Origin of the sequence: Sphingobium chlorophenolicum (genome assembly GCF_000722875.1) — a bacterium.
GTDB lineage: Bacteria > Pseudomonadota > Alphaproteobacteria > Sphingomonadales > Sphingomonadaceae > Sphingobium > Sphingobium chlorophenolicum.
On the sequence record NZ_JFHR01000052.1, the window covers coordinates 1 to 20580 of the forward strand.

A 20580-nucleotide genomic window follows, 5' to 3' on the forward strand; every position below is an offset into this window, starting at 1 on the left:
GCCGAACGGCCTCGGTCCCCAACTTTACCGGGAAGCACGGGGCGAACCCGCTCCCACTGCTCGTCGCTTAATCCGTGTCGATCCAAGATGGCGCTCCCTTCGCCAGTCTTGAATCCGATCCGCGCGGAAAAAGGAATCCCTTAAATGTCCACACGCCTTAGTGATCGATGAGATCAAAGGACGAGATCTGCGCGAAACGCTGATCGCATTCGGTGAACATCTGATGGGCGCCTATATGTCGCCGGCGCTGATTGGCGTTTATCGGACAGTGGTTGCGGAAGCCAATCGGTATCCGACGCTCGGAAGGACGTTCTACGAGAACGGGCCAGCGCGGGCGACGGGGCGACTCGCGGAGGTGCTTGAAGCTGCAGAGGCGCGTGGCGAGATCGATGCCGATGACTGCTTCCGAGCCGCGAGCCATTTCGTGGGCATGATCCGCGACAACCTCCACCTTCAGGTCGTTCTCGGGCTGCGACCGCCTCCTGATGCGGATGAGGCACGCATCGCCGTCCTTTCGGCTGTCGACGTCTTCCTCAATGGAGTGGCATCACACCGGTAGCGATATCGAACGCATGGTTTCTCATTTCGCGGCCTTGGCTATTCGCGCTTTGAGCCTGGCGCGCGCGCTCGATGACCTTCCGAACGTCCTCTGCCGTCACTCCATCGCGCTGCATGACCAGCTGCACGATGGGATCGGCGAGAAGTTCATCAAGCGTGAGTTCCTTGTGGGGTTCGGCCATGAGCTCTCCCTACTCAGTTTGCTGGCAGCACCTTGAGGGGAGAGCCACATTGGGCTCTCCCCTCATCATCCTTCTGGACAAGTCAGCGGCCGTGGGCTGGGCGGTCGTGGGTGATGCCCTGAGACCGTCGCGAGGACATGAGCTGCACCGTCGCGATGGCGGCGACGCAGATGCCGATTAGAACGTGGGTCCACATCGCCGCCTGGGCAGCGCCGAAGCCGAGCGCGAACGGCGCGGCGATCGCCCAGCAGCCGAGCGCGATATTGGACCATTCCGCCCACGCACCGTAGCGACCGAGGGCGACGGCCGAGCAGCAGACGATGAGTAGGCCGACGATACCCGCGTTCCACGCCGCGGCAGGGAGTGCGCCGAACGCGAATGCCGCGCAGGCGAGACCGAGCCCGAGGAGCAGATTGGTCCACTCGAGGCCCTTGCTTGGTACTTCCGCTTTCATTTCCTATCTCCTTCTATGTGCGGTCCGGTAACGTACCGTACCACCTCCTTAACTTCGTGGGGGTGGATAGGGTTCCAGAGGGATTTCGGCGGATGGCGCAAAAGTGTCCAGGATGTCCGACGTCGCTTCGCCGGCAAGGTTCGCGCAAACGCAACGTGGGAGACGGAACCGTACCGTCTCCTGTAGATTCAACAGACACAAACGGAGGTTAGATTTGTTGGAAAATGGTCATGATCGGCGATCGGCGCAGCGACGCGAGGAAATCCTAGCAACCGCCACAGAGGTCTTTTTCGCAAAGGGCTTCTCAAGGACGTCGATCGACGACGTGTTGGAGCGTATCGGCGGTTCCAAGCGCACGCTGTACCGACACTTCCCGGGGAAGGAGGCGCTGTTCACTGCCATCGTCACTACGTTCTCGGACCGGGCTTCGAACTTTGCGCCAGTGACGCAATCGGGCGAGTTGCGGCCCCTCCTGCTTGAACTGGGGCAGCACTATCTGGAGAACCTGCTGTCGAAAGACGTCGTCGCCATGTTCCGAATGGCCGTCGCGGAAGCGCCCCACTTCCCGGAAGTAACGAAGGTCGTCTACGAGAATGGGCCAAAGCGTGCTTGTGAGCTGCTCGCGAAGAAATTTTCCGAGTACAATGTCAGCGGCAAGGAGAAGATTGAAGATCCTGCTGAAGCCGCCCAAGCGTTTCTGGCGGCGCTTCGAGGCGACCTCTTTTTCAGAGTGCTATTGACGGCCTATGAGCCGACGTCGACGCAAGTTAAGAAAAGCGTAGCTGCAGCAGCCGACCAGTTCGTCAAATCCCATGTGACGGGCGGTAAGTGAGCGTCATCCTGGAGCAGGCCCTTTCCGATTCATCGATTGGAGTAGCGCTTGTAAGGCGCAGTGCACGATCAACATGACGAGTGCGACAAGAAGCATGGACATGAGCGTGTCCGAGAGAAAGTGGGCGCCGAAGGCAATCCGATTCAGCGAAAAGGCGAGCGCCAGTACAACGAATAACGCCGCTACTGCTTGTCGCGCACGACGGCGGGTCGATGGAATTATCGTCACAAGTGACAACATGGCCACCGCCGAGGCGGCCTCTCCGGACGTGAACGAGCAATTGCGGATGCATTCGGTGGAGAGTTCCCAGGCATGGGTGAACGACTTCTCCCCGCCGAAGTGGAGCACATCACGGGGCCTTGCGCGGCCCATCCCGTTCTTAAGCATCCAGTTGACCACAAGGCCGGGCCCCACGGCATACACAAGAATTGGAAATAGGAAATCGAACGCCCGCGGCTGATCCGTTCGGCTGAACATGACTAAGCCAATGACGGCAACGCAAAGTCCGCCGATCAAGATCCAGTCGTTCAATCCTCGAATTAGGGTCAGAATTTCCGATGAAGCTAGATGGAATGTTCGGGTGTCGTCGAAAAATGCTCTCGAAGCGTTCAGGTCGATCTCTGGCATCATGACGAATACCAAAGTTACAATGCTCATTGTCCCGAGCAAGACCGCTGCCCATTTGGTCGCGGAGAGCGGGAGCGCGATCGGGCGGGAGGTCGGAAATTCCATGTCGGTCGCCCCTACGCTGCCCAAAACGATAAGAAGTAGCGTGAGACATCCTTCGCCCAGACGTTGGCCATCAGCACCGAGCCCGTGAACGCTCCAAGGCTGAACCATAACCATGATGTCGCCTGGGTCACGTTCGAACGAACGATATAGGCGGTGGTGATGGAAATGGCGGAGCCGATTGCGGCCCAGATCAGCAGTCCTTCCGGACTCACGGGCTCTCCGAAATGGGTGACGTGGCTGACGTTGGAAGACGCGAAATAGACGTGCGGCACAACATTGGCAGCAGCGATTCCGCAGATCAGTAATGAGATGCCATGTGTTATTCTTACGATCTGGCCGTTCGCCATGTCACTCCGTTACATGTCTTGGACTCTATTTCTGGTGACAATATTGTAAATCCGGCGAAATTCCGGTGCGAGACGGAAAAACTGCCCTTTTATGATTGCGATTGCCGTGGGTCGCTCTCCGGAGCGGAAAGCGAAAACACCTCGCCCTCCCGGCGTGGTGTGAGGTGTTTGACTTCCTTACGTGCGAAAAAAAGCGTCGCGGCGACAAGTGTGGCGAAGATCGGCCCGGTTGCTACGTGGATCGCCGCGAGGACAGCCGGTGCGTCGGCCAAGTAGAACATCGCTTGCAAGCCGAAATTGACGACGTTGATCGCGACGGCGGTGGCTGTCGTGATTGCGTAGATCCGGGAGAGTCTTCGCTGTTCGTGCCAGTCGGCGGGACCGCCGACCACACGATTGAGCAACACGCCTGTCAGGGGTCTGCGAATGAGCAGCGAGCCAATGCAAGCGATCATGGCAGCCACGGGGATAAGCGCCGGTGCAAGAAAAAAGTCGCGGGCATCTCCGGTGATCGCCGCCACGCCAGCGCATACGGCGGCTATCACAAGCCCGATGACAGCTTGCTTGAGCGGCTCGCGGCGCAGGAGCCGGTAGAGAAACAATCCAAGAGCCGTGGCCGTCGCCCAGGCCAGTGCAAGCCATAGCGAAGAGGCGTTATTGACCACGACGAAAACAACGGATGGCACGGCAGTCGCGAGCAGCCCGATGGCGCGGGAAAGCGGTGACTTCTGTTTAGACGACATCGAAGCGCGCCATCATGTCATGATCCTCATGTTCGAGATTGTGGCAGTGAAGGAGATACCTGCCGCGATAGCCGTCGAAGCGCATGATCACCGTCACGGACTGGTCGAACTCCAGCGCTGCGGTGTCTTTCCAGCCGCCCTCATGCGGCAAGGGCGGCTTTCCATCTCGTTCGAGCACCTGGAAATTGACGAGATGCACGTGCGGAGGATGGCAGATCGTCGGAAAGATCGTCTTCTGGCGAGAGAATTTCCAAATTTCGATATCTCCGTGCCGGGGAGCAGCATCGACACGCTCGGCGTCAAAGCGCTTACCGTTCACGGTCCAGTAAATCGGCGGAAACCGGAGAGCGAGGTAAGGCTTGGCGCCGAAGACGAACTCGCGGGTGCGCACGGCATCTTCCGGCCGCAAGCGTTCAATCCGGCTGAGAGTGCGGGGGATCTCGCTTCGATCTCTTACAGGCCCGCCGAACACGTCGAACCGCATGACCTCGCTGAGAGGGCCATTGCCGCGCAGGTTGCGCAGGACGATCGACTGCCCTTCCTGGCAGGCGGCGAAGTCGACGATCACTTCGGCGCGCTCGGCCATCGCCAGAGGCAGCGTGCGAAGTGTTACCGGGGCGTCGAGCAGCCCGCCGTCGGTTGCGATCTGTGTGAAGGGCAGATCGCCTTCTAGCGCCAGCTCCAGCGGCTCGGAATTGTCAGCGTTCAGGAAGCGTAGGCGGTATTTGCGTCGCTCGACCGCAAGACGCGGCCAGGGCGCGCCGTTGACCAGCATCATGCCGCCTCCGGCCCCCATATGGCCGTCATGCTCGTAGACTAACTCGCCGGAGCTGCTCAGACGGCGAGTGAAGATCATCACTGGAATGTCGTGGTCGCCGCGCGGCAGCGGCAGGCGACCGTCTTCATCGTCATCAATGATGTAGAAGCCGACCAGGCCCATGTACGTGTTGCGGCCGGCCCCGCCCATGCAATGGTCGTGATACCAGAGCGTCGCCGCTCGCTGGTCGTTCGGATAGATGTAGGTCCGCGTATTGCCGACGGTCGCCTGCAGCTTTGAAAGATCGGTGCCGGGTCCGCAGAGCGATGCCGCCAGTCCATCGAAGTTCTTCGGCAGGATGACGTCGGTCGGGAAACCGTCCGACTCGGAGGGCACACGGCCTCCATGGAGATGGACCACTGTGATCGTGTCGAGTTTGTTTGTGCAGCGGACGATTGTCGGGATGCCGCGCTTTGCGCGGATAGTGGGACCGGGAAAAATCCCGTTATAGGTCCAGGCGGTCGTTTCCAGTCCTGGAAGAATGGTGACCTTCGCCTCACGCTGCTCGATTTCATAGTGCGCGCCAGATGCATCAATCCGGCTCGGCGCCAGCACTGGCGGTATCGGCAGATCGCGGCGAAATCGAAGGCCGGGCGAGGCAAAGGTCGCACCGGTGCTGACGCATCCGCCCACGGTCGCCGCAGCACCGAGTACACTCAGGATGAGTGCGTCGCGGCGCGAGATGGCTGGATCGTGCGGGTGGATCATAAAGCGCCTCGTCTAGCGGCGCGATGCTCCTCGATTGGTTCTCGCTGCCGGCTTGTGCTGCAAGAGCTATCGCGGCAGACCACAATCCGTCCAATCGATGGTCGGTATAGCGTGGTATTTGTACAGAAAATATTGGGTAAGTTGCGGGCTATGCGCCTCCCAGGTGCAGTCCTTGGATGGTGGCCCGGACGTGCTGCACGGCGACATCAGCGTCGTGGCGAGCGTGCCAAGCGATATGAATGGGGAATTCCTCGAGCGGGATAGGCGGGGGAAAGATTGCGAAGTCTTCGCTGGAGTCGAGCGGGAGGCTCAGCGTCGGGATCACGCCGATGAAATCGGAACGTCGAACGAGCGGCGCTACCATCAGAAAACTCGGGACGACGAGCCCGATCCGGCGGTTACGGCCTAGCGCAACGAGCTTATCGTCGAGCGCCGCCCGAATTTCGCCTCGGCCGGACACGCTGACGTGCGGATAGGCAAGCCACTGGTCAAGGTCGAAGTTCTTCGCCGCCGGATGGCCCTCGCGCATGATGACTCGCCAATGCTCCCGCATCAGCTCCTCGCGCGTGATCGGCGGCGTCGCAGTGGGAAGGATGGAGATCGACAGGTCGATTGCGCCCTTGGAGAGAGCCTCAAGTGCGCCTGGTGCGCCGTGATAGGGCTGAAACACGAGATCGATCCCAGGGGCGCTTTGGGACAGCAACCCATGAAGCTGGTCCGCGACCCGGATTGCGAGATGATCCGCGGTTGAGATCCGAACGACCTTCTGGATGCTCTGCAGCGCCTCGGGCTGCAAATCGAGCAGTGCATGTGTGTCGGCAAGGAGATCCTTGAGGCGGCCGCGAAGCGCCTCGGCTACGGGTGTCAGGCGCATCGCGCCCTCCGATCTTTCGAGCAACGGGTCACCGAAAAGCTGGCGTAAGCGCCCGAGGCTAGCCGATGTCGCAGGCTGCGAGAGATTCAGCCGGATTGCGGCGCGCGAGACATGCGCTTCGTCCAGCAGGGCGTCGAGGATGACGAGGAGGTTAAGGTCGACCGAGCGCAGATTCATCCGTCCACTATAATCAAATCAGATCGCTTGGGGAGTCGGGCATCCGTTAAGGGGATATCGCAAGCATCAGTCGGAGCGACCATGATTGCTGGGGCAGATGGATTGCTGACAGCAATATTCGCCAGGCGAATGTCGGAACATAGCAAAAGCCGATTGGGAATGGCCCTCGCTGTTTGAGAGAAAAGGCTTGCTCGACCGCTCGAATTCTCTCGGCCGAAGCTGAATTCGCCGGAGAAGATAGAATGATCCAAGACGTCGTCGCGCCGATCACTACTAGCGCAGCGCAACTCGTTCAGTTGATTCGTTCAGGACAGATGTCGGCGACCGAAGCGGTCGAAGAAGCGATCGGCAGGGTGAAGGTGCGAAACGCCTCCCTCAACGCCGTCGTTCACTTCGATCCGCAAGCGGCGCTGGAGTCTGCGCGTGTCATCGAGGCACGCCTCCGTGTGGGCGACCCCGTCGGCTGCCTGGCCGGCGTGCCGACCATGACGACCGATTTGTTCAGCAGCTATCCTGGGTGGCCCGGCACGCTTGGCGGCATTCCGGCGATCCGGAATATCGGCACGAATTGTTCGCTCTATCCGAAGCGGATGGAAGCCGCCGGCGCGGTGCTGCTCGGATACACGAATTCCTCGCCGCTTGGCTTTACGTCGGTTTGTGATAACCGCGCATTCGGTCCGACCGCCAATCCCTTCGATCTGACGCGCAACAGCGGCGCGGCAGCAGGCGGCAGTGCCGCGGCAGTGGCCGGCGGGCTGGTGCCGATCGCCGGAGCTCTCGATGGCGGGGGATGGATCCGGACGGCGGCGGCATGGTGCGGCGTCTTCGGATTTCAGGCATCGCACGGCCGCATCGCTCGCATCACGCGCCCGAGTGCCTTCGAGGTGTCTCCTTTCGCCTATGACGGTGCGATCACACGTACCGTGGAGGACGCTGCGCTCGCGCTCAACGCGCTTGTTGGATATGAGCGCGAGGATCCCTTCAGTGTCGCCTCCGGTATCGACTGGACGCGCGCGCTCACCACTTCGATCAACGGCTCCCGGATCGGCTTCGCGCCAAGGCTGGGCGGCTTTCCCGTCGATCCCGGGATTTGCGAAGTCCTGACCGACGCTATTGCTGCGCTGGAAGCGCAGGGCGCGCGCGTTGTCCCTCTTGAGATCGAATTTTCCCATTCGCCTGACGAGATCAGCGCCGCCTGGCGGCGGATGGTGTCAATGCGCATGTCGGGCGCGATCAATGGCCTCAAAAGGCGCGGCATCGATCTCGCCAAGGACTTTCGAGATCAGATACCGGCGGATGTCTGGGCCTCGGTCGAGCAGGCCCAGTCGCTCGGCATTGCCGGCATGCAGCGAGACCAGCAGATCCGCACGGCGGTCTACGATGGGATCAACCGCGCCCTCGCGGAGGTCGATGTGATCGCCTGCCCGTCGGCAGGTGCGCCACCGGTGGCGAACGGTTCGCGCGGCGGCACGGGCGGCCCAACAGAAGTCGATGGTTTCAACGTCGATCCGGTTGTGGGTTGGTGCTTGGGCTTCCTTACGAACTTCTCGGGTCATCCCTCGGCTTCGCTACCGGCCGGCTTCGCCGACGGGCTGCCGGTCGGTCTGCAACTGATCGGCCAGAGGCATGGCGATTTCCCGCTCCTATCGATCTGCGCCGCATTCGAGGCGGCGCGGCCTTGGGCGGCCTCCTACGATCGATGCGACGCCAGGACCATCGGTGTTGCGTGAGAGCCCAAAGGCTCTGCGCCGTGTCTCCCGCGAGGTGCCTCGCCCCCCGTCGCCTCGCGGGAGACCTTTCGTCCGTCCAGTAGGAGTAGCGCCGTGAGGAACGCGAGCACCCGGATTTCCGGCCTTCGTCTTCGACTGAAACCGCTTTGCTACCATGCCTCGCGCATCCTGCTCGGCCTCCTGTTCGTGGCCAGCGGAGCAGACGGCTTCTACTTTCTCGCAACCGGCGAGAACTTCATTCATCCGCCGACGTCGCCGGCCGGCATGGCCTTTGAGGAGGCATTGCTGGCGACCGGCTTCATGTGGCCGCTTGTCAAGATCATGAACTTGATCGGCGGTGCGAGCCTGCTGCTCAGCTTTAAGCCAGCGTTCGGCTTGGCGATCATCATGCCGGCGATCACCGTGATCACCCTGTTTCACCTGGTCCTCAATCCCGCTGGCATCGCCATCGCGGCTGTCATGGACCTGACTGCGGCCACGCTCGCCTATGCCTACCGGCATCAATACGCGGCGATGCTCGCCTAGCGGCGGTCGTCATCCCGAGCATTTTCGACGCGCTGCGCATGAGGCGAGGCGCGCGCTACTTCAGGAAGGTCCTTGTGATGCAGAGACACCAATTTTCTGCAATGGCTGCTGCATGTCTGCTGCTCACCTCGGGTGAAGCCAGAGCCGATGACAAAGAGCCGCGCAGTGATGACCGGGCCTACAGCCTGAGCGTCGGTCCTGGCGCCGGCGTGATCCCGACCTTCCAAGGGGCGGACAAATCCAGGGTGATCCCCTTGCCGCTCATCGATGGGCGGTATGGTCGCTTCTTCATCGACACCTCGGAAGGGATCGGCGTCGACATTCTCCGTGACGACACATTTCGCGTTGGCGCCAGCCTCACTTATGTGCCGGGCTACGACAAAGACGATGTGCCAGCGGGCATCGAGGGGATCGCGGACACCGCTGGCGCGCGCGTATTCGGCAGCGCCCGGATCGACCGCTTCACCTTTTCGCTCGGGGCCACCCAGTCGATCGGCGGCGCCAAGGGGCTCGTCGCAGACGCAGCGCTTTCCTACTACCTGCCGGTGACGCCGAACTTCGCGCTCATCCCCTCCGTCGGCACGACGTGGGCGGATGGAAAATATATGGACAACTACTTCGGCATTAGCGCCGGAGAGGCGACTGCTTCAGGATTGCCGGCATTTAAAGCGAAGAGCGGGTTCAAAGATGCGTCGCTCTCGGTGACGGGAGTGTACCAGCTCTCTGATCGCTGGACGCTCACGGGGAACGTGAGCGCGAATATGCTGCTGGGCGATGCGCTGGACACGCCCCTCAACGAGGAAAAATGGAATCCGACCGGTTTCCTCGGCGTGGCGTATCGCTTCTAGCCAATCGGTTAGCCGCCGGATGGAACCCTCTCAGTGGGGGGTAGCCACGCGGCATTCTCTATTTGCTCTACAAATAAGAGATATACATTCCATCGATTAGACGGATGACGTGCGCCCGCGTAACTTAGACTTGCATACCGATTCACCCTTCGTTCGAGCGTTTGATGCCCATACCGGAGTCCATCGATATCCCGGCCCCGCCGAGGTCCCTGATCGCAAACCTGATGCTTGCCACGGCGTGGACGATCTTGGTCGGCGTCGCAGCACAGTGCGTTTTCGCCGCCCTGGTACCGCTTGAAGCGACGCAATACTGGGCGTGTCATGTGAGATTGGGAGTGGCGATAGGATGCCTGCTCGTGCTTCTCACACGGCTTGCTTTTCTGTCACGGGAGCATCGGACGGTTAGAGCGTGGCTGCTGGGTGCCTGCCTGCTTTACGCCCTCCAGATCGGTCTGGGATCAATCGTGAGGGCGCATGACGCGCCGCCCGCGCAACTGCTCCTCCTTTTCAACGATGGGCTGATCTTCGCGCTTGTAGTGGTCGCGCGCGCGAAGATCGCCCGCCAACCGGCTGTGCGCCGGATTCCAAGGTGACTCAATGAAGGTTTTGGTTATCGGCGGCGGGCTGGGCGGCCTATGCCTCGCCCAAGGACTGCGACAGGCCGGTCTGCATGTCTCCGTGTTCGAGCGGCAGGTCAGCCCTTCGGAGAATCTCGCCGGCTACGGAATTCATATTAACCGACATGGTCAACAGGCGCTCAAGGCCTGCCTCCCATCCGAGGGATGGTCGAGGTTCCGCGAACTCAGCACTAGTGCGGGGACCAAGTTGCACTTTCGCGATGAACAATTGCGTCGTCTCGCGACCCGTGATGAAGCAATCTTGTCGGGCCGGCCTGCCAGTGAAGTCGAACTGCGAGGCGTGGGTCGAATCGAGCTTCGAGAGATCCTGCTCGCGGGACTGATGGAGAGGAGCGACCCCGTCGTCCACTGGGGCAAGACCTTCACGCACTACGAACTTATCGCCGACAATCGCGTCCGCGCGCACTTCGACGACGGTAGCGCTGCGGAAGGCGACCTGCTGGTCGGTGCCGACGCGAGCCATTCGAAGGTCCGGCAGCAATATCTCCCCGATGTTCGTCGCCTTGAGTTGGGTATCCTGGCGATCGCGGGCCGGTATCTCCTCGACGACGTGCAAACAGCAGCGCTGCCTCCCGAATTGACCGACGGTTCCCTCAACAACGTCGTTCCTGCAGGTCCAGGATGGATGTTCGTTGCGGCCTGGCGCTCTCGTTCCGCCGACGTCGGGGGCAAACAGCAGGACGCCCAGAATTATGTGATGTGGGCTTATGTCACGCCGCGGTCCGAGCTGGTCGATGTTCCTCAGGACAGAGGCCCAGCGGCCTTGCAGAATTTTGTGCTGCAGCGGATCAAAGGCTGGTCCCCCGACCTCAGCAGGCTCGTGCGTGGCGCCGATCCGGAAACCGTAGCCCCTGTCCCGCTTCGGTCCATGCCGCACCTAGACGCGTGGGCGCCGAGCAACGTCACGCTGATCGGCGATGCCATCCACAACATGACACCTATGGCTGGGATTGGCGCCAACACCGCTCTTCGGGATGCGCGTGTCCTGCGTGACGCCCTGATTGATGCCGCGGCCGGCAGGCTTTCCATTGTCGATGCCGTCGGCCGCTATGAGTCCGAGATGCGAGTCTACGCGAATAGGGCGGTCGGGCTGTCGCGCAGGAATGCCGAGAACGCGAGTTCCGAGGCGGGCTTTCCTCGGCGTATGTTCCGGCTCGTTCTTCGGCTTGCCCAGGCCTTTCCCCCAGTCATGCGCGCGACGCTGGGCCGTAGCTCGAAGGAGCCCTGACGATCGGCGGTCTTTGCGCCCGATCGGACCGCGTAGAGGTTCCCAAAACTTGAGAGGGCTATGCCAGACCTATCGCTCGATCTGAGATATTTGCGATATGCGCTGGCGGCCTCGCAGCATCGTAGCTTCAGGCGCGCGGCTGCGTTCCTCAACGTCGCTCAATCGACGCTCACGCGCCGGATATTGCTGCTCGAGCACCGGGTCGGCTTTCGCATCTTCGACCGCAGCCCCTGCGGCGTTCGTCTCACGCGGGCGGGCCAACTTTTCCTAGAAGAAGCTTCGACCGGCATGCAACAGCTGGGACAAGCGGTCGAACTCGCAGCATCGGTCCACAAGGGCGAGCGGGGCGAGCTTCAGGCCGGCGTCCTCGTGCCCTTGGCGGCCGGGCGCCTGCACGTGGCGCTGAAGGAATTTCACCGGCGACATCCCGAGATTCGTGTGAGCCTGCACGAGGGCTCGTCGGACCAGAACCTTGCGCGGCTGACGACGGGGGAACTGGATGTTTCGTTCCTTCCCGGAAAGCCGAGGCTGTCGGGACACGCTTCGGCGCTGCTCTGGACCGAGAGCATCTATGTGGCCTTTCCGAGCGACCATCGGCTTGCCGAGTGCGACGAAGCGCATTGGCACGATCTCAAGGATGAGTTGTTCGTTGTGAGCCAGCAAGGCGTTGGCCCGGAAATCCGAGACTACCTCATCCGCAAGCTTTCCAGCCCTGGCTTCAGCCCTCAAATCGACGTCCACGACGTCAGTCGCGAAAGCCTGATGAATATCGTCGCGATGGGTTACGGGATCACGCTGGCCAGCGGGTCCAATCTTGGAAGCCCGCCCGGAATAGTCTTCAGGCCAATCGGCGGTGATCCGGAGCAGCTTGCCCTGACCGCTGTTTGGATGTCGCGGAATTCGAACCCCGCGCTTCAGCGTCTGCTTTTTCTCGTGAAGGAAGTGGCGTCCGGGCGTCTGCCGCAATTGGTCCGCAAGGAAGCGGGGAAAGTCGCGGTTTTCTTGCTTGGACTCCAGAGCCTCACCCAGTCTTGTCTCGGCGAGCCCGCGCGAATCCTCGGTCCGTTTGGATGAACCTCTGGACCATCGCCACGACAAGTTTCTCGGGCTCGGGAACGGTCCCACCTTCCTGCTGCGCGAGGATCTCCGCGTATTGCCGCAAGTCGCGATGAAGGGCCGCAGGCAATTCGATCGAGACCTTGACCGGCTTCTCGTCGGCCACGGGCCCCAGCTTCAACTTGGCCATGGGTCAGCCTCCATAGGGTTCGAGCACGATGTCGCGGGTGACGATGACGCGCACCGGGAATCCCGGGCGGATCGTCAGCGTCGGTGCGACATTGAGCTGCCGGCGAACGATCTGTTGACCGGCATCGTTGATCGTGTCCTGCCCGCCATTTCGGATCGCGCTAATCAGACGATCATCATCGTTGGTCGCCAGCTCCGCGCCGACGCTTAGCAAAGTCGAGAGTCCTGCCGCCTTTGCCAAGTCCCACCAGTGATAGTCGACGCCGTCCTGAAGGCCGGCGAACCCTTCGGCGTCCGCACCCGGCTGGCGCTCGAGAACGATGGAGCGGCCATTTGGAAAAATGAGCCGGTTCCAGACGAGCAACACGCGGCTTTGCCCAAACTGCACGTTGTTATCATACTGACCGATGACGCGTGTGCCTTGGGGTACGAGCAGGATGCGTCCGGTCGGGCTGTCGTAGATGTTTTCGGTGACCTGGGCGGTAATCTGGCCCGGCAAGTCGGATCTGATGCCGGTAATCAGCGCCGCCGAGATCACCGCGCCCGCCTGAAGGATGTTAGGTGACGCCGGAGCGGCGACGCGATCGGGCGCAACCGTCCGACGGTCTGCCGCTGCGTTCAGGAAGGCGTTCTGGCGGTCCTGTGCCGAAGGTGTCGTCGGTGGCGGCGCCAGCCCGAGGCTGGCCAGGTCGGTCGTCGGCGGCCCCGCCGGCGCTGCTCCCGCCGCAGCGGGTGCGCCCCGGCTTTCCGATCCGGAGAAGAGACGGCTGGTAAGCGCGGTCTCGATCTCCTGCAGCCTGCGCTGCTCCTCCGGGCTGATGCCTGGATTGGGGGTAGCGATGCCCGGTGCTGGCACGGGCCGGCCGCGGTCCTGTGCACCGACGATCGGTCGTCCGAGATCGCCAGGCAGTGGCGGCCCAAGGCGAGGCACGCCGCTGTAGTCACGCGGCAGCCCTGCGAGCCCGTCGGCGGTCGAGCGGTTCTCTGTCGAATAGAGTTCCTCGTTAGGGCGGCCGCCGTCGCGGGTCTGCAGAGCGTAGATCAGGGCGCCCCCGAGTCCGACGCTGGCGACCAGGCCGACGCCGGCGAGAACCTTTCGGGACAGCCGGGTCACGCGGGGCGGTTCTGCGCGTAGCCGCATTGGCGCGGTGCTGGCCGGCTCGCCGCTCAACGGCTTCGTGTCGTTGTCAGAGGCTTCTTCGCTGCGGGGTTCGTTGTCGCTCACGAGGCCGGCCTCCCGTCTGTGCGGGTGATACGGACGCGCCTCTGGCGATCGCCGGACCCGAAGCGCAGTTCCGCCGCGGCGAAGAGACGATCGACGATCATGTGGTGCCCGCGGACCCGAAAGTTCACCAGTTCGGACGTATTGCCCTCCGGTCCGACGACGAAGAGTGGCGGCATCTCGCCTTGGCCTATGCCGCGCGGGAATTCGATGAACACCTGTCGGCCGTCATCGAAGGCGCGCAGCGGCCGCCAGGGCGCGCGGTCGCCATCAATGGCGTATCGGAAATTGACGTTGGCGAGATCGACGCCACTCGCCACGGGTTGCGCGGCCTCTGCCTCGGCGTTCTGCCGGCGCAGCGCGATGAGCTGGTCCTGCGGATACTGCCAAGAGACCGAAGCCATATAGGTTCGCTCGGTAGAGCGAAGCTCCATATGATAGGTGCGCAGGTTGGTGTTGATGACGAGGTTTGTCATCAGCTCTGCGCGGGTGGGCTTCACGAGGATATGGATCTGGCGCGTCGCACCCGAACCGCTTTCGGTATCGCCGATGATCCAGCGGACGGTGTCGCCGGCGGCGACGGGGCCGGACCCGACGAGCTGTTCACCCGGCTGAAGGGCAATGTCGGTAATCTGACCAACGGCGGTGTAGACTTGATAGAGCGCGCCCTGCGTGAAGGGATAAACCTGCATGGAGTTGATGAAGCCGTCCCGTACTGGCTGGATACGCGCAGCGGCGTTGGCCTGGTTAACCCTCGCGGTGGGATCTGTGGGCTCGGGCGTGCGTCGGGAGGGCTCGACCCGTTGCAGCTGGCCGGGCAGCGGGAGCGGCCGCGGCAGCTCGACTACGGTGACGGGCGCTGGCGGTTCGACCGTCTGCACGGCGGGAGCCGCGTTATCGTAGGAGATCTCGGGCGGCGGGTTGGTGGTGGCGCAGCCAGCGAGCGCGGTCGTTGCCAGCAGGACCATCGGGACTGCGGCTCTGCGGAGAGCCGGGAATACGAGTGTGTGTGAAGCCGGATTTCCGGCTGTACGGAAAGACGGCTTCATTGCCCAAGCTCCCGAGACCAGTTGATGGCGTTGACGTAGATGCCGAGCGGGTTCGCCCTGAGCCGGTCGGCGTTGCGCGGGATCTGCAACACGATCGTCAGGATCGCGGTCCAGCGCGTGGTCTCGGCGAGCTGACCGTTCTCATAGCGGCGCTCGACCCAGGCGACGCGGAAGCTGTCGGGCGACGCTCGAATGACGCTGGAGACGTCGACGGCGATCTGCTGGCGGCCGACCTTGGTGAACGGGTCGTTTGACCTCGCATAGTCGTTCAGCGCCATCGCTCCGCGATCGGTCGTGAAATCATAGGCGCGCAGCCAATTCTGCCGAACGATAATGGCGTCGGCGGGTATCGAGCGGATCTGCTCGATGAAGCGCGCCAGGTGAAAGGCGATCTGCGGATCGGTCGGACGATAGTCGGCTTCGGCCGGCGCGACGGCCTGAGCCTGTCCAAGCCGATCGACCTGCACCACCCAAGGGACGATCGTTCCGCGTGCCGAATGTACGACGAGCGCGGTAGCGAACCCGGCTGACAGGATCAGCGAGCCGAAGGCCATCAGCCGCCAGTTCTTTGCCTGCACGCGCGATGCGCCGATGCGCTCGTCCCAGACCTGCGCGGCACGCTGATAGGGTGTCTCGGGCTCGGCGGCTTTGCCGTAGTGAGTGGAGGGTCGTTTGAACATTAGCGATCACCTTCGGAAAGATTGACGGAAGAGCCGCCGCCATGCGCGTCGCCGGAACGGACGGCATGGGCCGTGGCCTGGACGGCATGGGTCATGCGTTGCGAGCGGCGCATCCGCTGGGCCCAGGCCGGCGGCCCGCCAGCGTTCGCGGACCCGGGGGACGCAGCTCCGTCACCGGCGCCATCGCCACCGGCCGAGCCCATGGTGGATGAGCCGCCCGTCGCTTCGAATGCGGCCTTACCGCCGGCGTTGAAGCTGGAGCGCATGCTCTCGGCGGCACGCGAAGCGGCGCGACGGAGCGGTGAGACAGCAGCACTACCACCTGCGCGGGCGACTCCCCCGAGACCGGAAGCAACCCCGGCCGCACCAGATTGGCCGGCTGCGCCGAGGCTGTAAGCGGTAGAGGCGCCGCCTGCGACGGCTGCGCCGCCGCGAGCGGCCGCGGCCGCACCGCCGGCCAGAGCCACGCCACCGGATGCAGCGGCGCCGACGACGCCAGCGCCTGCCGCGACCATTCCGCCTGCGGCGAGGCCGGTTCCGACCGCGGCGCCGGCGCTGAGCTGGGGACCGCCGGAGACGATGCCGCTGGCGATGCCGGGGCCGAAAATGCCGAGCCCGAGTAGCGACAGCGCGGCGAGCACGATCGCCATGGCCTCGTCGATCGTCGGGTTCTGGCCGCCGAAGCCGGACGTGAACTCGGAGAAAAGTGTCGAACCGATGCCGATGATGACGGCGAGCACGAGAACCTTGATGCCGGACGAGATGACGTTGCCGAGCACGCGCTCCGCCATGAAGGCGGACTTGCCGAAGAGGCCGAAGGGGATCAGCACGAAACCGGCGAGCGTCGTCAGCTTGAATTCGATGAGCGTGACGAAGAGCTGGATGGCGAGGATGAAGAAGGCGAGCAGGACCAGCGCCCAGGCAAGGAACATGCAGGCGATCTGGATGAAGTTCTCGAAGAAACTCCAGTATCCCATCAGGCTGGAGATGGAATCGAGCAGCGGTCGGCCGGCGTCGAGGCCCGTCTGCGCAACTTTTCCGGGGCGCATGAGATCAGCGGTCGAGAAGCCGGTGCCACTCGCCTTCAGGCCGAGGCCGGCGAAGCTCTCGAAAACGATCCGGGCGAGGTTGTTCCAGTTGCCGATGATGTAGGCGAAGACGCCGACGAACAGGGTCTTCTTGACCAGCCGCGCCATGATGTCGTCGTCGGCGCCCCAGCTCCAGAACAGCGCCGCGAGCGTCACGTCGATGACGATCAGCGTCGTGGCGATGAAGGCGACTTCGCCGCTGAGCAGGCCGAACCCGCTGTCGATGTAGCGGGTGAAGACCTCGAGGAAGTGGTCGATGACGCCGGTGCCGCCCATGATGCTATCGCGCCTCGTCGAGTTGCGGAGTGTTCGGTGCGGAGGGTGTCGCGGTCGGCGCTTCGGTCCGCTGCGACTGAGGTGTGAGGCCATCGCGCGGTGGGGGTGGCATGTCCGGCAACCGCTCGGCGGGACGGGCGCCGGGCGCGAGGAAGCGCTGGCGGTTTTCCGCCCAGGCACGGCGGCATTCCGGATCGCGCGGTCCCTCTTCGCCGAGCGCCTGGCAGCGGATTAAGGCGTCCCGCAGGGGATTGGCCGGCGCCTCCGCGGCGCGGCCGGACCGCCAGGTCTCGGGCGCCTCCTCTTTCCGGGTCATCTCGATCGCGGTCGCGGTGACCGCGACAGCGACGAACACCACGGCGCCGAGTCGGGCGAGCATCTTCCCGTCCATCGCCGTGCCCTCAGTTGCCGTTCGGGAACATGCGGGCATTGCCGGGTTGGTAGCCGCTGCCCGGTGTGAGGAAGCGGCGGCGCTGCTCGCGACCCTGCTCGGCAGCGGCAGCGCGCTCGGCCTCCGATAGGCTCTGGGCGCGGCCGTTGGCAGCGACAACGGCGGTGAGGTCGGCGAGCTGCTGCGCCTGGAGCGCCAGGAGCTGATTGCCGGCCTGCGTTGCCTGCAACGCGCCCGTCGCGCCCTGGCTCTGGCCGACCAGCGCCGACATCTCGCTGCGGTTGGTGTCGATGTTGCCGACGACGCCGGCCTGCACGCGCAGGGCGTCCTGCAAGCCGCCGACGGTGTTCTGCCAGCGCTCGCGCGCCTGCGTGACGAGCGCCTGATCGGAGGCGGACATCGAGGCGTTGCCGTAGGTTGTCTGGAACGCACGGTCGATCTGCTGGACGTTGAGGGCGATGCCCTGCGCCTGTTGCAGAAGCTGCTGCGTGCGCTGGACGGACTGCTGAAGTTGCTGGAGCGAGGAGTACGGCAAGCTCGCCAGGTTGCGGGCCTGATTGATCAGCATGGTCGCTTCATTCTGAAGCTGGGTGATCTGCTGATTGACCTGCTGGAGCGTGCGCGCCGCCGTCAGCACGTTCTGCGCATAGTTGGTCGGGTCGTAGACGATCCACTGCGCGGCCGCGGGCGGCGCGAGGATCGGCGACAGCGCGAGCGGCGCGGCAAGGAGTGCGGCGGTCATGCGCAGCGCGCGCGAGCGGGAACGAACGGAACGGGTCATGGGCGTGCCTCCAGATCGGTTTGAGGGGTGACGTTGGTGAGGTTGGCGATGAGGTCGGCGGCCCAGGCGAGCCGATTTTCGGCAAGCCACTCGGCGAGAAAGCCATCGGTGCCGCTGCGGGCGTGAACCTCAGCGATCAGGGCCTGATGCTGCTTCGAAGAGGCGGCGCAGAGCGCGAGCGCCACGTCCGAAAGGCCCAGCTCGAACAGCCGGTTTCCCCTGCGGCTCTGGCAGTAATAGTCGCGCTTAGGCATCGCCCGCGCGAGGATTTCGATCTGGCGATCGTTCAGGCCGAAGCGGCGATAGATGGCGGTTATTTGCGGCTCGATCGCGCGTTCGTTGGGGAGCAGGATGCGCGTCTGGCAGCTCTCGATGATGGCCGGCGCGATCGCCGAGCCGTCGATGTCGGACAGCGACTGAGTGGCGAAGATGACGCTGGCGTTCTTCTTGCGCAGCGTCTTCAGCCATTCGCGGAGCTGCCCGGCGAAACCTTCGTCATCAAGTGCGAGCCAGCCTTCATCGACGATCAACAGCGTCGGCCGTCCGTCGAGACGGTCCTCGATGCGATGAAAGAGATAGGCGAGAACGGCGGCGGCAGCGCCGGTGCCGATCAGTCCCTCGGTCTCGAAGACCTGAACATTTGCCTCGCCCAGATGCTCGGCCTCGGCATCGAGCAGCCGGCCATAGGGGCCGCCGACACAATAAGGTCGCAGCGCCTGTTTCAGGTCGTTGGATTGAAGGAGAACGGACAGGCCCGTCAGGGTCCGTTCGCTGACGGGCGCGGAGGCCAGCGACGACAGCGCCGACCAGAGGTGCTCCTTAACCTCGGGCGTGACCGGTACGCTCTCGCGGCCCAGGATCGCGATCAGCCAGTCGGAAGCCCAGGCGCGCTCGGCGACGTCATCGATGCGGGCCAGCGGCTGGAGCGACACGCTGTCGTCGGCGCCTTCGGTCAGTCCGCCGCCGAGATCATGCCAGTCGCCCCGCATCGCGAGGGCTGCGGCCCGGATTGAACCGCCGAAGTCGAAGGCGAAGACCTGCGACTGCGGATAGCGCCGGAATTGCAGCGCCATCAGCGCCAGCAGCACCGACTTGCCGGCGCCGGTTGGGCCGACGATCAGCGTATGGCCGACATCGCCGACATGGATGGAAAGCCGGAACGGGGTCGAGCCTTCGGTCTTACCGAACAGCAGTGGGGGTGCTGCAAGGTGCTCGTCCCGTTCCGGTCCCGCCCACACCGCTGACAGCGGGATCATGTGGGCGAGATTCAGTGTCGAGATCGGCGGTTGGCGAACATTGGCGTAGACATGGCCGGGCAGCGACCCGAGCCAGGCGTCTACGGCGTTAATGGTCTCGGGCATCGCCGTGAAGTCGCGGCCCTGGATGACCTTCTCGACGAGGCGAAGCTTTTCGGCGGCGATGCGGGGATCGTCGTCCCAAACTGCAATCGTCGCCGTCACATAGGCCTGACCGGCGTAGTCGGCGCCCAGCTCCTGCAGCGCCATGTCGGCGTCGGCAGCCTTGTTAGCCGCGTCGGTGTCGACCAGGGCTGAAGCCTCGTTGGTCATCACCTCCTTGAGGATGGCCGCGATCGACTTGCGCTTAGCGAACCATTGCCGCCGGATCTTGGTCAGCAGCTTGGTGGCGTCGGTCTTGTCGAGCAGCACGGCCCGTGTCGACCAGCGATAGGGAAAGGCCAGCCGGTTCAGCTCGTCGAGGATGCCGGGCGTGGTCGCGGTCGGGAAGCCGACAATGGTGAGGATGCGCAGATGCGTATCGCCGAGGCGAGGCTCGAGGCCGCCGGTGAGCGGCTGATCGGCAAGAAGCGCATCGAGGTACATCGGCGTCTCGGGGACTCGGACGCGATGCCTCTTGGTCGAAACCGTCGAGTGCAGGTAGGTGAGCGTCTCTCCGTCATCGAGCCAGGCGCATTCGGGCATGAAGGCGTCGATGAGCTGGAGGATGCGATCAGTGCGATCGGCGAATCCGCGCAGGATCTCATGCGCATCGACGCCGGCGTGGTCGCGGCCCTCGTAGAGCCAGGTCTCGGCGCGCGCCGCATCCTCGGCCGGCGGCAGATAGAGGAAGGTCAGGAAGTAGCTGGACTCGAAATGCGCCCCGGCTTCCTCGAAGTCGGCCTTGCGTTCGGCGTCGACGAGGCCGGAGGCACTGTCGGCGAACATGCTGGCGGGATAGGTGGCGGCGCCATGGCGCTGCGCCTCGACGAAGATCGCCCAGCCTGAGCCGAGGCGACGGAAGGCGTTGTTGAGCCGGCCGGCGACTGCGACCAGCTCGGCCGGTACTGCACTGTCGAGATCTGGGCCACGAAAGCGCGCGGTGCGCTGCAGGCTGCCGTCCTTGTTCAGGACGATGCCTTCCCCGACCAAGGCGACCCAAGGGAGGTAGTCGGCGAGCCGGGTGTTGCGGTTGCGATATTCGGCGAGGTTCATCATCG

Annotated in this window: 23 protein-coding genes; 8 read left to right on the top strand and 15 right to left on the bottom strand. The window is 63.5% G+C overall.

Features of this window, described 5'->3' with window-relative positions:
* Nucleotides 1-160: 160 nt before the first annotated feature.
* Complete coding sequence (locus BV95_RS17875) at nt 161-559, top strand: TetR/AcrR family transcriptional regulator C-terminal domain-containing protein (protein ID WP_051749863.1); 399 nt, start codon at nt 161-163, stop codon at nt 557-559.
* Here BV95_RS17875 and BV95_RS24150 read toward each other — a convergent pair.
* Together BV95_RS24150 and BV95_RS17885 are read right to left on the bottom strand one after the other, a co-directional pair.
* A complete protein-coding gene (locus BV95_RS24150) occupies nt 534-740 on the bottom strand; it encodes a hypothetical protein (RefSeq protein ID WP_156483475.1) in 207 nt (68 codons plus the stop codon). The genes BV95_RS17875 and BV95_RS24150 overlap by 26 nt on opposite strands.
* Before the next feature lie 82 nt (nt 741-822).
* Complete coding sequence (locus BV95_RS17885; protein WP_037455190.1) at nt 823-1194, bottom strand: SPW repeat protein; 372 nt, start codon at nt 1192-1194, stop codon at nt 823-825.
* Between the two features lie 214 nt (nt 1195-1408).
* Here BV95_RS17885 and BV95_RS17890 point away from each other — a divergent pair, with 214 nt between their 5' ends.
* Nucleotides 1409-2026 carry a TetR/AcrR family transcriptional regulator gene (locus BV95_RS17890; protein WP_051749864.1) on the top strand — a complete coding sequence of 206 codons (618 nt, stop codon included), beginning with the start codon at nt 1409-1411 and terminating at the stop codon, nt 2024-2026.
* Nucleotides 2027-2029: 3 nt separating this feature from the next.
* Here BV95_RS17890 and BV95_RS17895 read toward each other — a convergent pair whose 3' ends face one another.
* The 5 genes from BV95_RS17895 to BV95_RS17915 form a co-directional block, all read right to left on the bottom strand.
* Complete coding sequence (locus BV95_RS17895) at nt 2030-2758, bottom strand: phosphatase PAP2 family protein (RefSeq protein WP_162179765.1); 729 nt, start codon at nt 2756-2758, stop codon at nt 2030-2032.
* A gap of 11 nt (nt 2759-2769) precedes the next feature.
* Complete coding sequence (locus tag BV95_RS24155) at nt 2770-3105, bottom strand: hypothetical protein (RefSeq protein WP_037455193.1); 336 nt, start codon at nt 3103-3105, stop codon at nt 2770-2772.
* An 89-nt stretch (nt 3106-3194) separates the two neighbouring features.
* The gene (locus BV95_RS17905; protein WP_051749866.1) at nt 3195-3848 is read right to left on the bottom strand and encodes a DUF3159 domain-containing protein; all 654 of its coding nucleotides are present in this window, start codon (nt 3846-3848) and stop codon (nt 3195-3197) included.
* Nucleotides 3838-5373, bottom strand: coding sequence for a multicopper oxidase family protein (locus BV95_RS17910; protein ID WP_037455195.1), 1536 nt, complete (start codon nt 5371-5373; stop codon nt 3838-3840). The genes BV95_RS17905 and BV95_RS17910 overlap by 11 nt, the downstream gene beginning before the upstream one ends.
* 148 nt (nt 5374-5521) lie before the next feature.
* Nucleotides 5522-6424, bottom strand: coding sequence for a LysR family transcriptional regulator (locus tag BV95_RS17915; protein WP_037455197.1), 903 nt, complete (start codon nt 6422-6424; stop codon nt 5522-5524).
* Nucleotides 6425-6666: 242 nt separating this feature from the next.
* On the opposite strand from BV95_RS17915, the gene BV95_RS17920 reads away from it, so the two are divergent.
* The 6 genes from BV95_RS17920 to BV95_RS17945 all read left to right on the top strand — a co-directional run bounded on the left by BV95_RS17920 (nt 6667) and on the right by BV95_RS17945 (nt 12467).
* A complete protein-coding gene (locus BV95_RS17920; RefSeq protein ID WP_037455199.1) occupies nt 6667-8154 on the top strand; it encodes an amidase in 1488 nt (495 codons plus the stop codon).
* 93 nt (nt 8155-8247) lie between these two features.
* Nucleotides 8248-8679 carry a hypothetical protein gene (locus BV95_RS22795; protein WP_051749868.1) on the top strand — a complete coding sequence of 144 codons (432 nt, stop codon included), beginning with the start codon at nt 8248-8250 and terminating at the stop codon, nt 8677-8679.
* A gap of 77 nt (nt 8680-8756) precedes the next feature.
* The gene (locus tag BV95_RS17930; RefSeq protein ID WP_037455202.1) at nt 8757-9527 is read left to right on the top strand and encodes a MipA/OmpV family protein; all 771 of its coding nucleotides are present in this window, start codon (nt 8757-8759) and stop codon (nt 9525-9527) included.
* Nucleotides 9528-9751: 224 nt separating this feature from the next.
* Nucleotides 9752-10120 carry a DUF6220 domain-containing protein gene (locus BV95_RS24160; protein ID WP_162179766.1) on the top strand — a complete coding sequence of 123 codons (369 nt, stop codon included), beginning with the start codon at nt 9752-9754 and terminating at the stop codon, nt 10118-10120.
* Between the two features lie 4 nt (nt 10121-10124).
* A complete protein-coding gene (locus tag BV95_RS17940) occupies nt 10125-11393 on the top strand; it encodes an FAD-dependent monooxygenase (protein ID WP_081873444.1) in 1269 nt (422 codons plus the stop codon).
* Between the two features lie 90 nt (nt 11394-11483).
* Nucleotides 11484-12467: a LysR family transcriptional regulator gene (locus BV95_RS17945; protein ID WP_234703234.1), complete on the top strand. Its 984-nt coding sequence runs from the start codon at nt 11484-11486 to the stop codon at nt 12465-12467.
* Here BV95_RS17945 and BV95_RS17950 read toward each other — a convergent pair.
* From BV95_RS17950 to trbE, 8 genes are all read right to left on the bottom strand, one after another.
* On the bottom strand, nt 12415-12639 hold the full coding sequence (locus BV95_RS17950; protein ID WP_037455206.1) for a DUF2274 domain-containing protein: 225 nt from the start codon (nt 12637-12639) through the stop codon (nt 12415-12417). The genes BV95_RS17945 and BV95_RS17950 overlap by 53 nt on opposite strands.
* Nucleotides 12640-12642: 3 nt before the next feature.
* Nucleotides 12643-13779, bottom strand: a complete 1137-nt coding sequence (locus tag BV95_RS17955) for a TraB/TrbI/VirB10 family type IV secretion system protein (protein WP_457920854.1) — start codon at nt 13777-13779, stop codon at nt 12643-12645.
* Nucleotides 13780-13859: 80 nt separating this feature from the next.
* Nucleotides 13860-14909, bottom strand: coding sequence for a P-type conjugative transfer protein TrbG (gene trbG, locus BV95_RS17960; protein ID WP_037455212.1), 1050 nt, complete (start codon nt 14907-14909; stop codon nt 13860-13862).
* On the bottom strand, nt 14906-15589 hold the full coding sequence (gene trbF, locus BV95_RS17965) for a conjugal transfer protein TrbF (RefSeq protein ID WP_037455216.1): 684 nt from the start codon (nt 15587-15589) through the stop codon (nt 14906-14908). Before trbF ends, trbG begins: the two co-directional genes overlap by 4 nt.
* Nucleotides 15589-16953 carry a P-type conjugative transfer protein TrbL gene (gene trbL / locus BV95_RS17970; protein WP_037455218.1) on the bottom strand — a complete coding sequence of 455 codons (1365 nt, stop codon included), beginning with the start codon at nt 16951-16953 and terminating at the stop codon, nt 15589-15591. Before trbL ends, trbF begins: the two co-directional genes overlap by 1 nt.
* A 4-nt stretch (nt 16954-16957) precedes the next feature.
* Complete coding sequence (gene trbK-alt / locus BV95_RS17975; RefSeq protein ID WP_037455220.1) at nt 16958-17344, bottom strand: putative entry exclusion protein TrbK-alt; 387 nt, start codon at nt 17342-17344, stop codon at nt 16958-16960.
* Nucleotides 17345-17354: 10 nt separating this feature from the next.
* Nucleotides 17355-18125 carry a P-type conjugative transfer protein TrbJ gene (trbJ, locus tag BV95_RS17980; protein WP_037455223.1) on the bottom strand — a complete coding sequence of 257 codons (771 nt, stop codon included), beginning with the start codon at nt 18123-18125 and terminating at the stop codon, nt 17355-17357.
* The gene (trbE, locus tag BV95_RS17985; RefSeq protein ID WP_037455226.1) at nt 18122-20578 is read right to left on the bottom strand and encodes a conjugal transfer protein TrbE; all 2457 of its coding nucleotides are present in this window, start codon (nt 20576-20578) and stop codon (nt 18122-18124) included. Before trbE ends, trbJ begins: the two co-directional genes overlap by 4 nt.
* Nucleotides 20579-20580 lie beyond the last annotated feature (2 nt).

Coding starts and splice junctions, on each gene's coding strand:
- BV95_RS24150 (WP_156483475.1), bottom strand. CDS start 740: ATGGCCGAACCCCACAAGGAACTCACGCTTGATGAACTTCTCGCCGAT.
- BV95_RS17885 (WP_037455190.1), bottom strand. CDS start 1,194: ATGAAAGCGGAAGTACCAAGCAAGGGCCTCGAGTGGACCAATCTGCTC.
- BV95_RS17895 (WP_162179765.1), bottom strand. CDS start 2,758: ATGGAATTTCCGACCTCCCGCCCGATCGCGCTCCCGCTCTCCGCGACC.
- BV95_RS24155 (WP_037455193.1), bottom strand. CDS start 3,105: ATGGCGAACGGCCAGATCGTAAGAATAACACATGGCATCTCATTACTG.
- BV95_RS17905 (WP_051749866.1), bottom strand. CDS start 3,848: ATGTCGTCTAAACAGAAGTCACCGCTTTCCCGCGCCATCGGGCTGCTC.
- BV95_RS17910 (WP_037455195.1), bottom strand. CDS start 5,373: ATGATCCACCCGCACGATCCAGCCATCTCGCGCCGCGACGCACTCATC.
- BV95_RS17915 (WP_037455197.1), bottom strand. CDS start 6,424: ATGAATCTGCGCTCGGTCGACCTTAACCTCCTCGTCATCCTCGACGCC.
- BV95_RS17920 (WP_037455199.1), top strand. CDS start 6,667: ATGATCCAAGACGTCGTCGCGCCGATCACTACTAGCGCAGCGCAACTC.
- BV95_RS17930 (WP_037455202.1), top strand. CDS start 8,757: ATGCAGAGACACCAATTTTCTGCAATGGCTGCTGCATGTCTGCTGCTC.
- BV95_RS24160 (WP_162179766.1), top strand. CDS start 9,752: ATGCTTGCCACGGCGTGGACGATCTTGGTCGGCGTCGCAGCACAGTGC.
- BV95_RS17940 (WP_081873444.1), top strand. CDS start 10,125: ATGAAGGTTTTGGTTATCGGCGGCGGGCTGGGCGGCCTATGCCTCGCC.
- BV95_RS17950 (WP_037455206.1), bottom strand. CDS start 12,639: ATGGCCAAGTTGAAGCTGGGGCCCGTGGCCGACGAGAAGCCGGTCAAG.
- BV95_RS17955 (WP_457920854.1), bottom strand. CDS start 13,779: ATGCGGCTACGCGCAGAACCGCCCCGCGTGACCCGGCTGTCCCGAAAG.
- trbG (WP_037455212.1), bottom strand. CDS start 14,909: ATGAAGCCGTCTTTCCGTACAGCCGGAAATCCGGCTTCACACACACTC.
- trbF (WP_037455216.1), bottom strand. CDS start 15,589: ATGTTCAAACGACCCTCCACTCACTACGGCAAAGCCGCCGAGCCCGAG.
- trbL (WP_037455218.1), bottom strand. CDS start 16,953: ATGGGCGGCACCGGCGTCATCGACCACTTCCTCGAGGTCTTCACCCGC.
- trbK-alt (WP_037455220.1), bottom strand. CDS start 17,344: ATGGACGGGAAGATGCTCGCCCGACTCGGCGCCGTGGTGTTCGTCGCT.
- trbJ (WP_037455223.1), bottom strand. CDS start 18,125: ATGACCCGTTCCGTTCGTTCCCGCTCGCGCGCGCTGCGCATGACCGCC.
- trbE (WP_037455226.1), bottom strand. CDS start 20,578: ATGATGAACCTCGCCGAATATCGCAACCGCAACACCCGGCTCGCCGAC.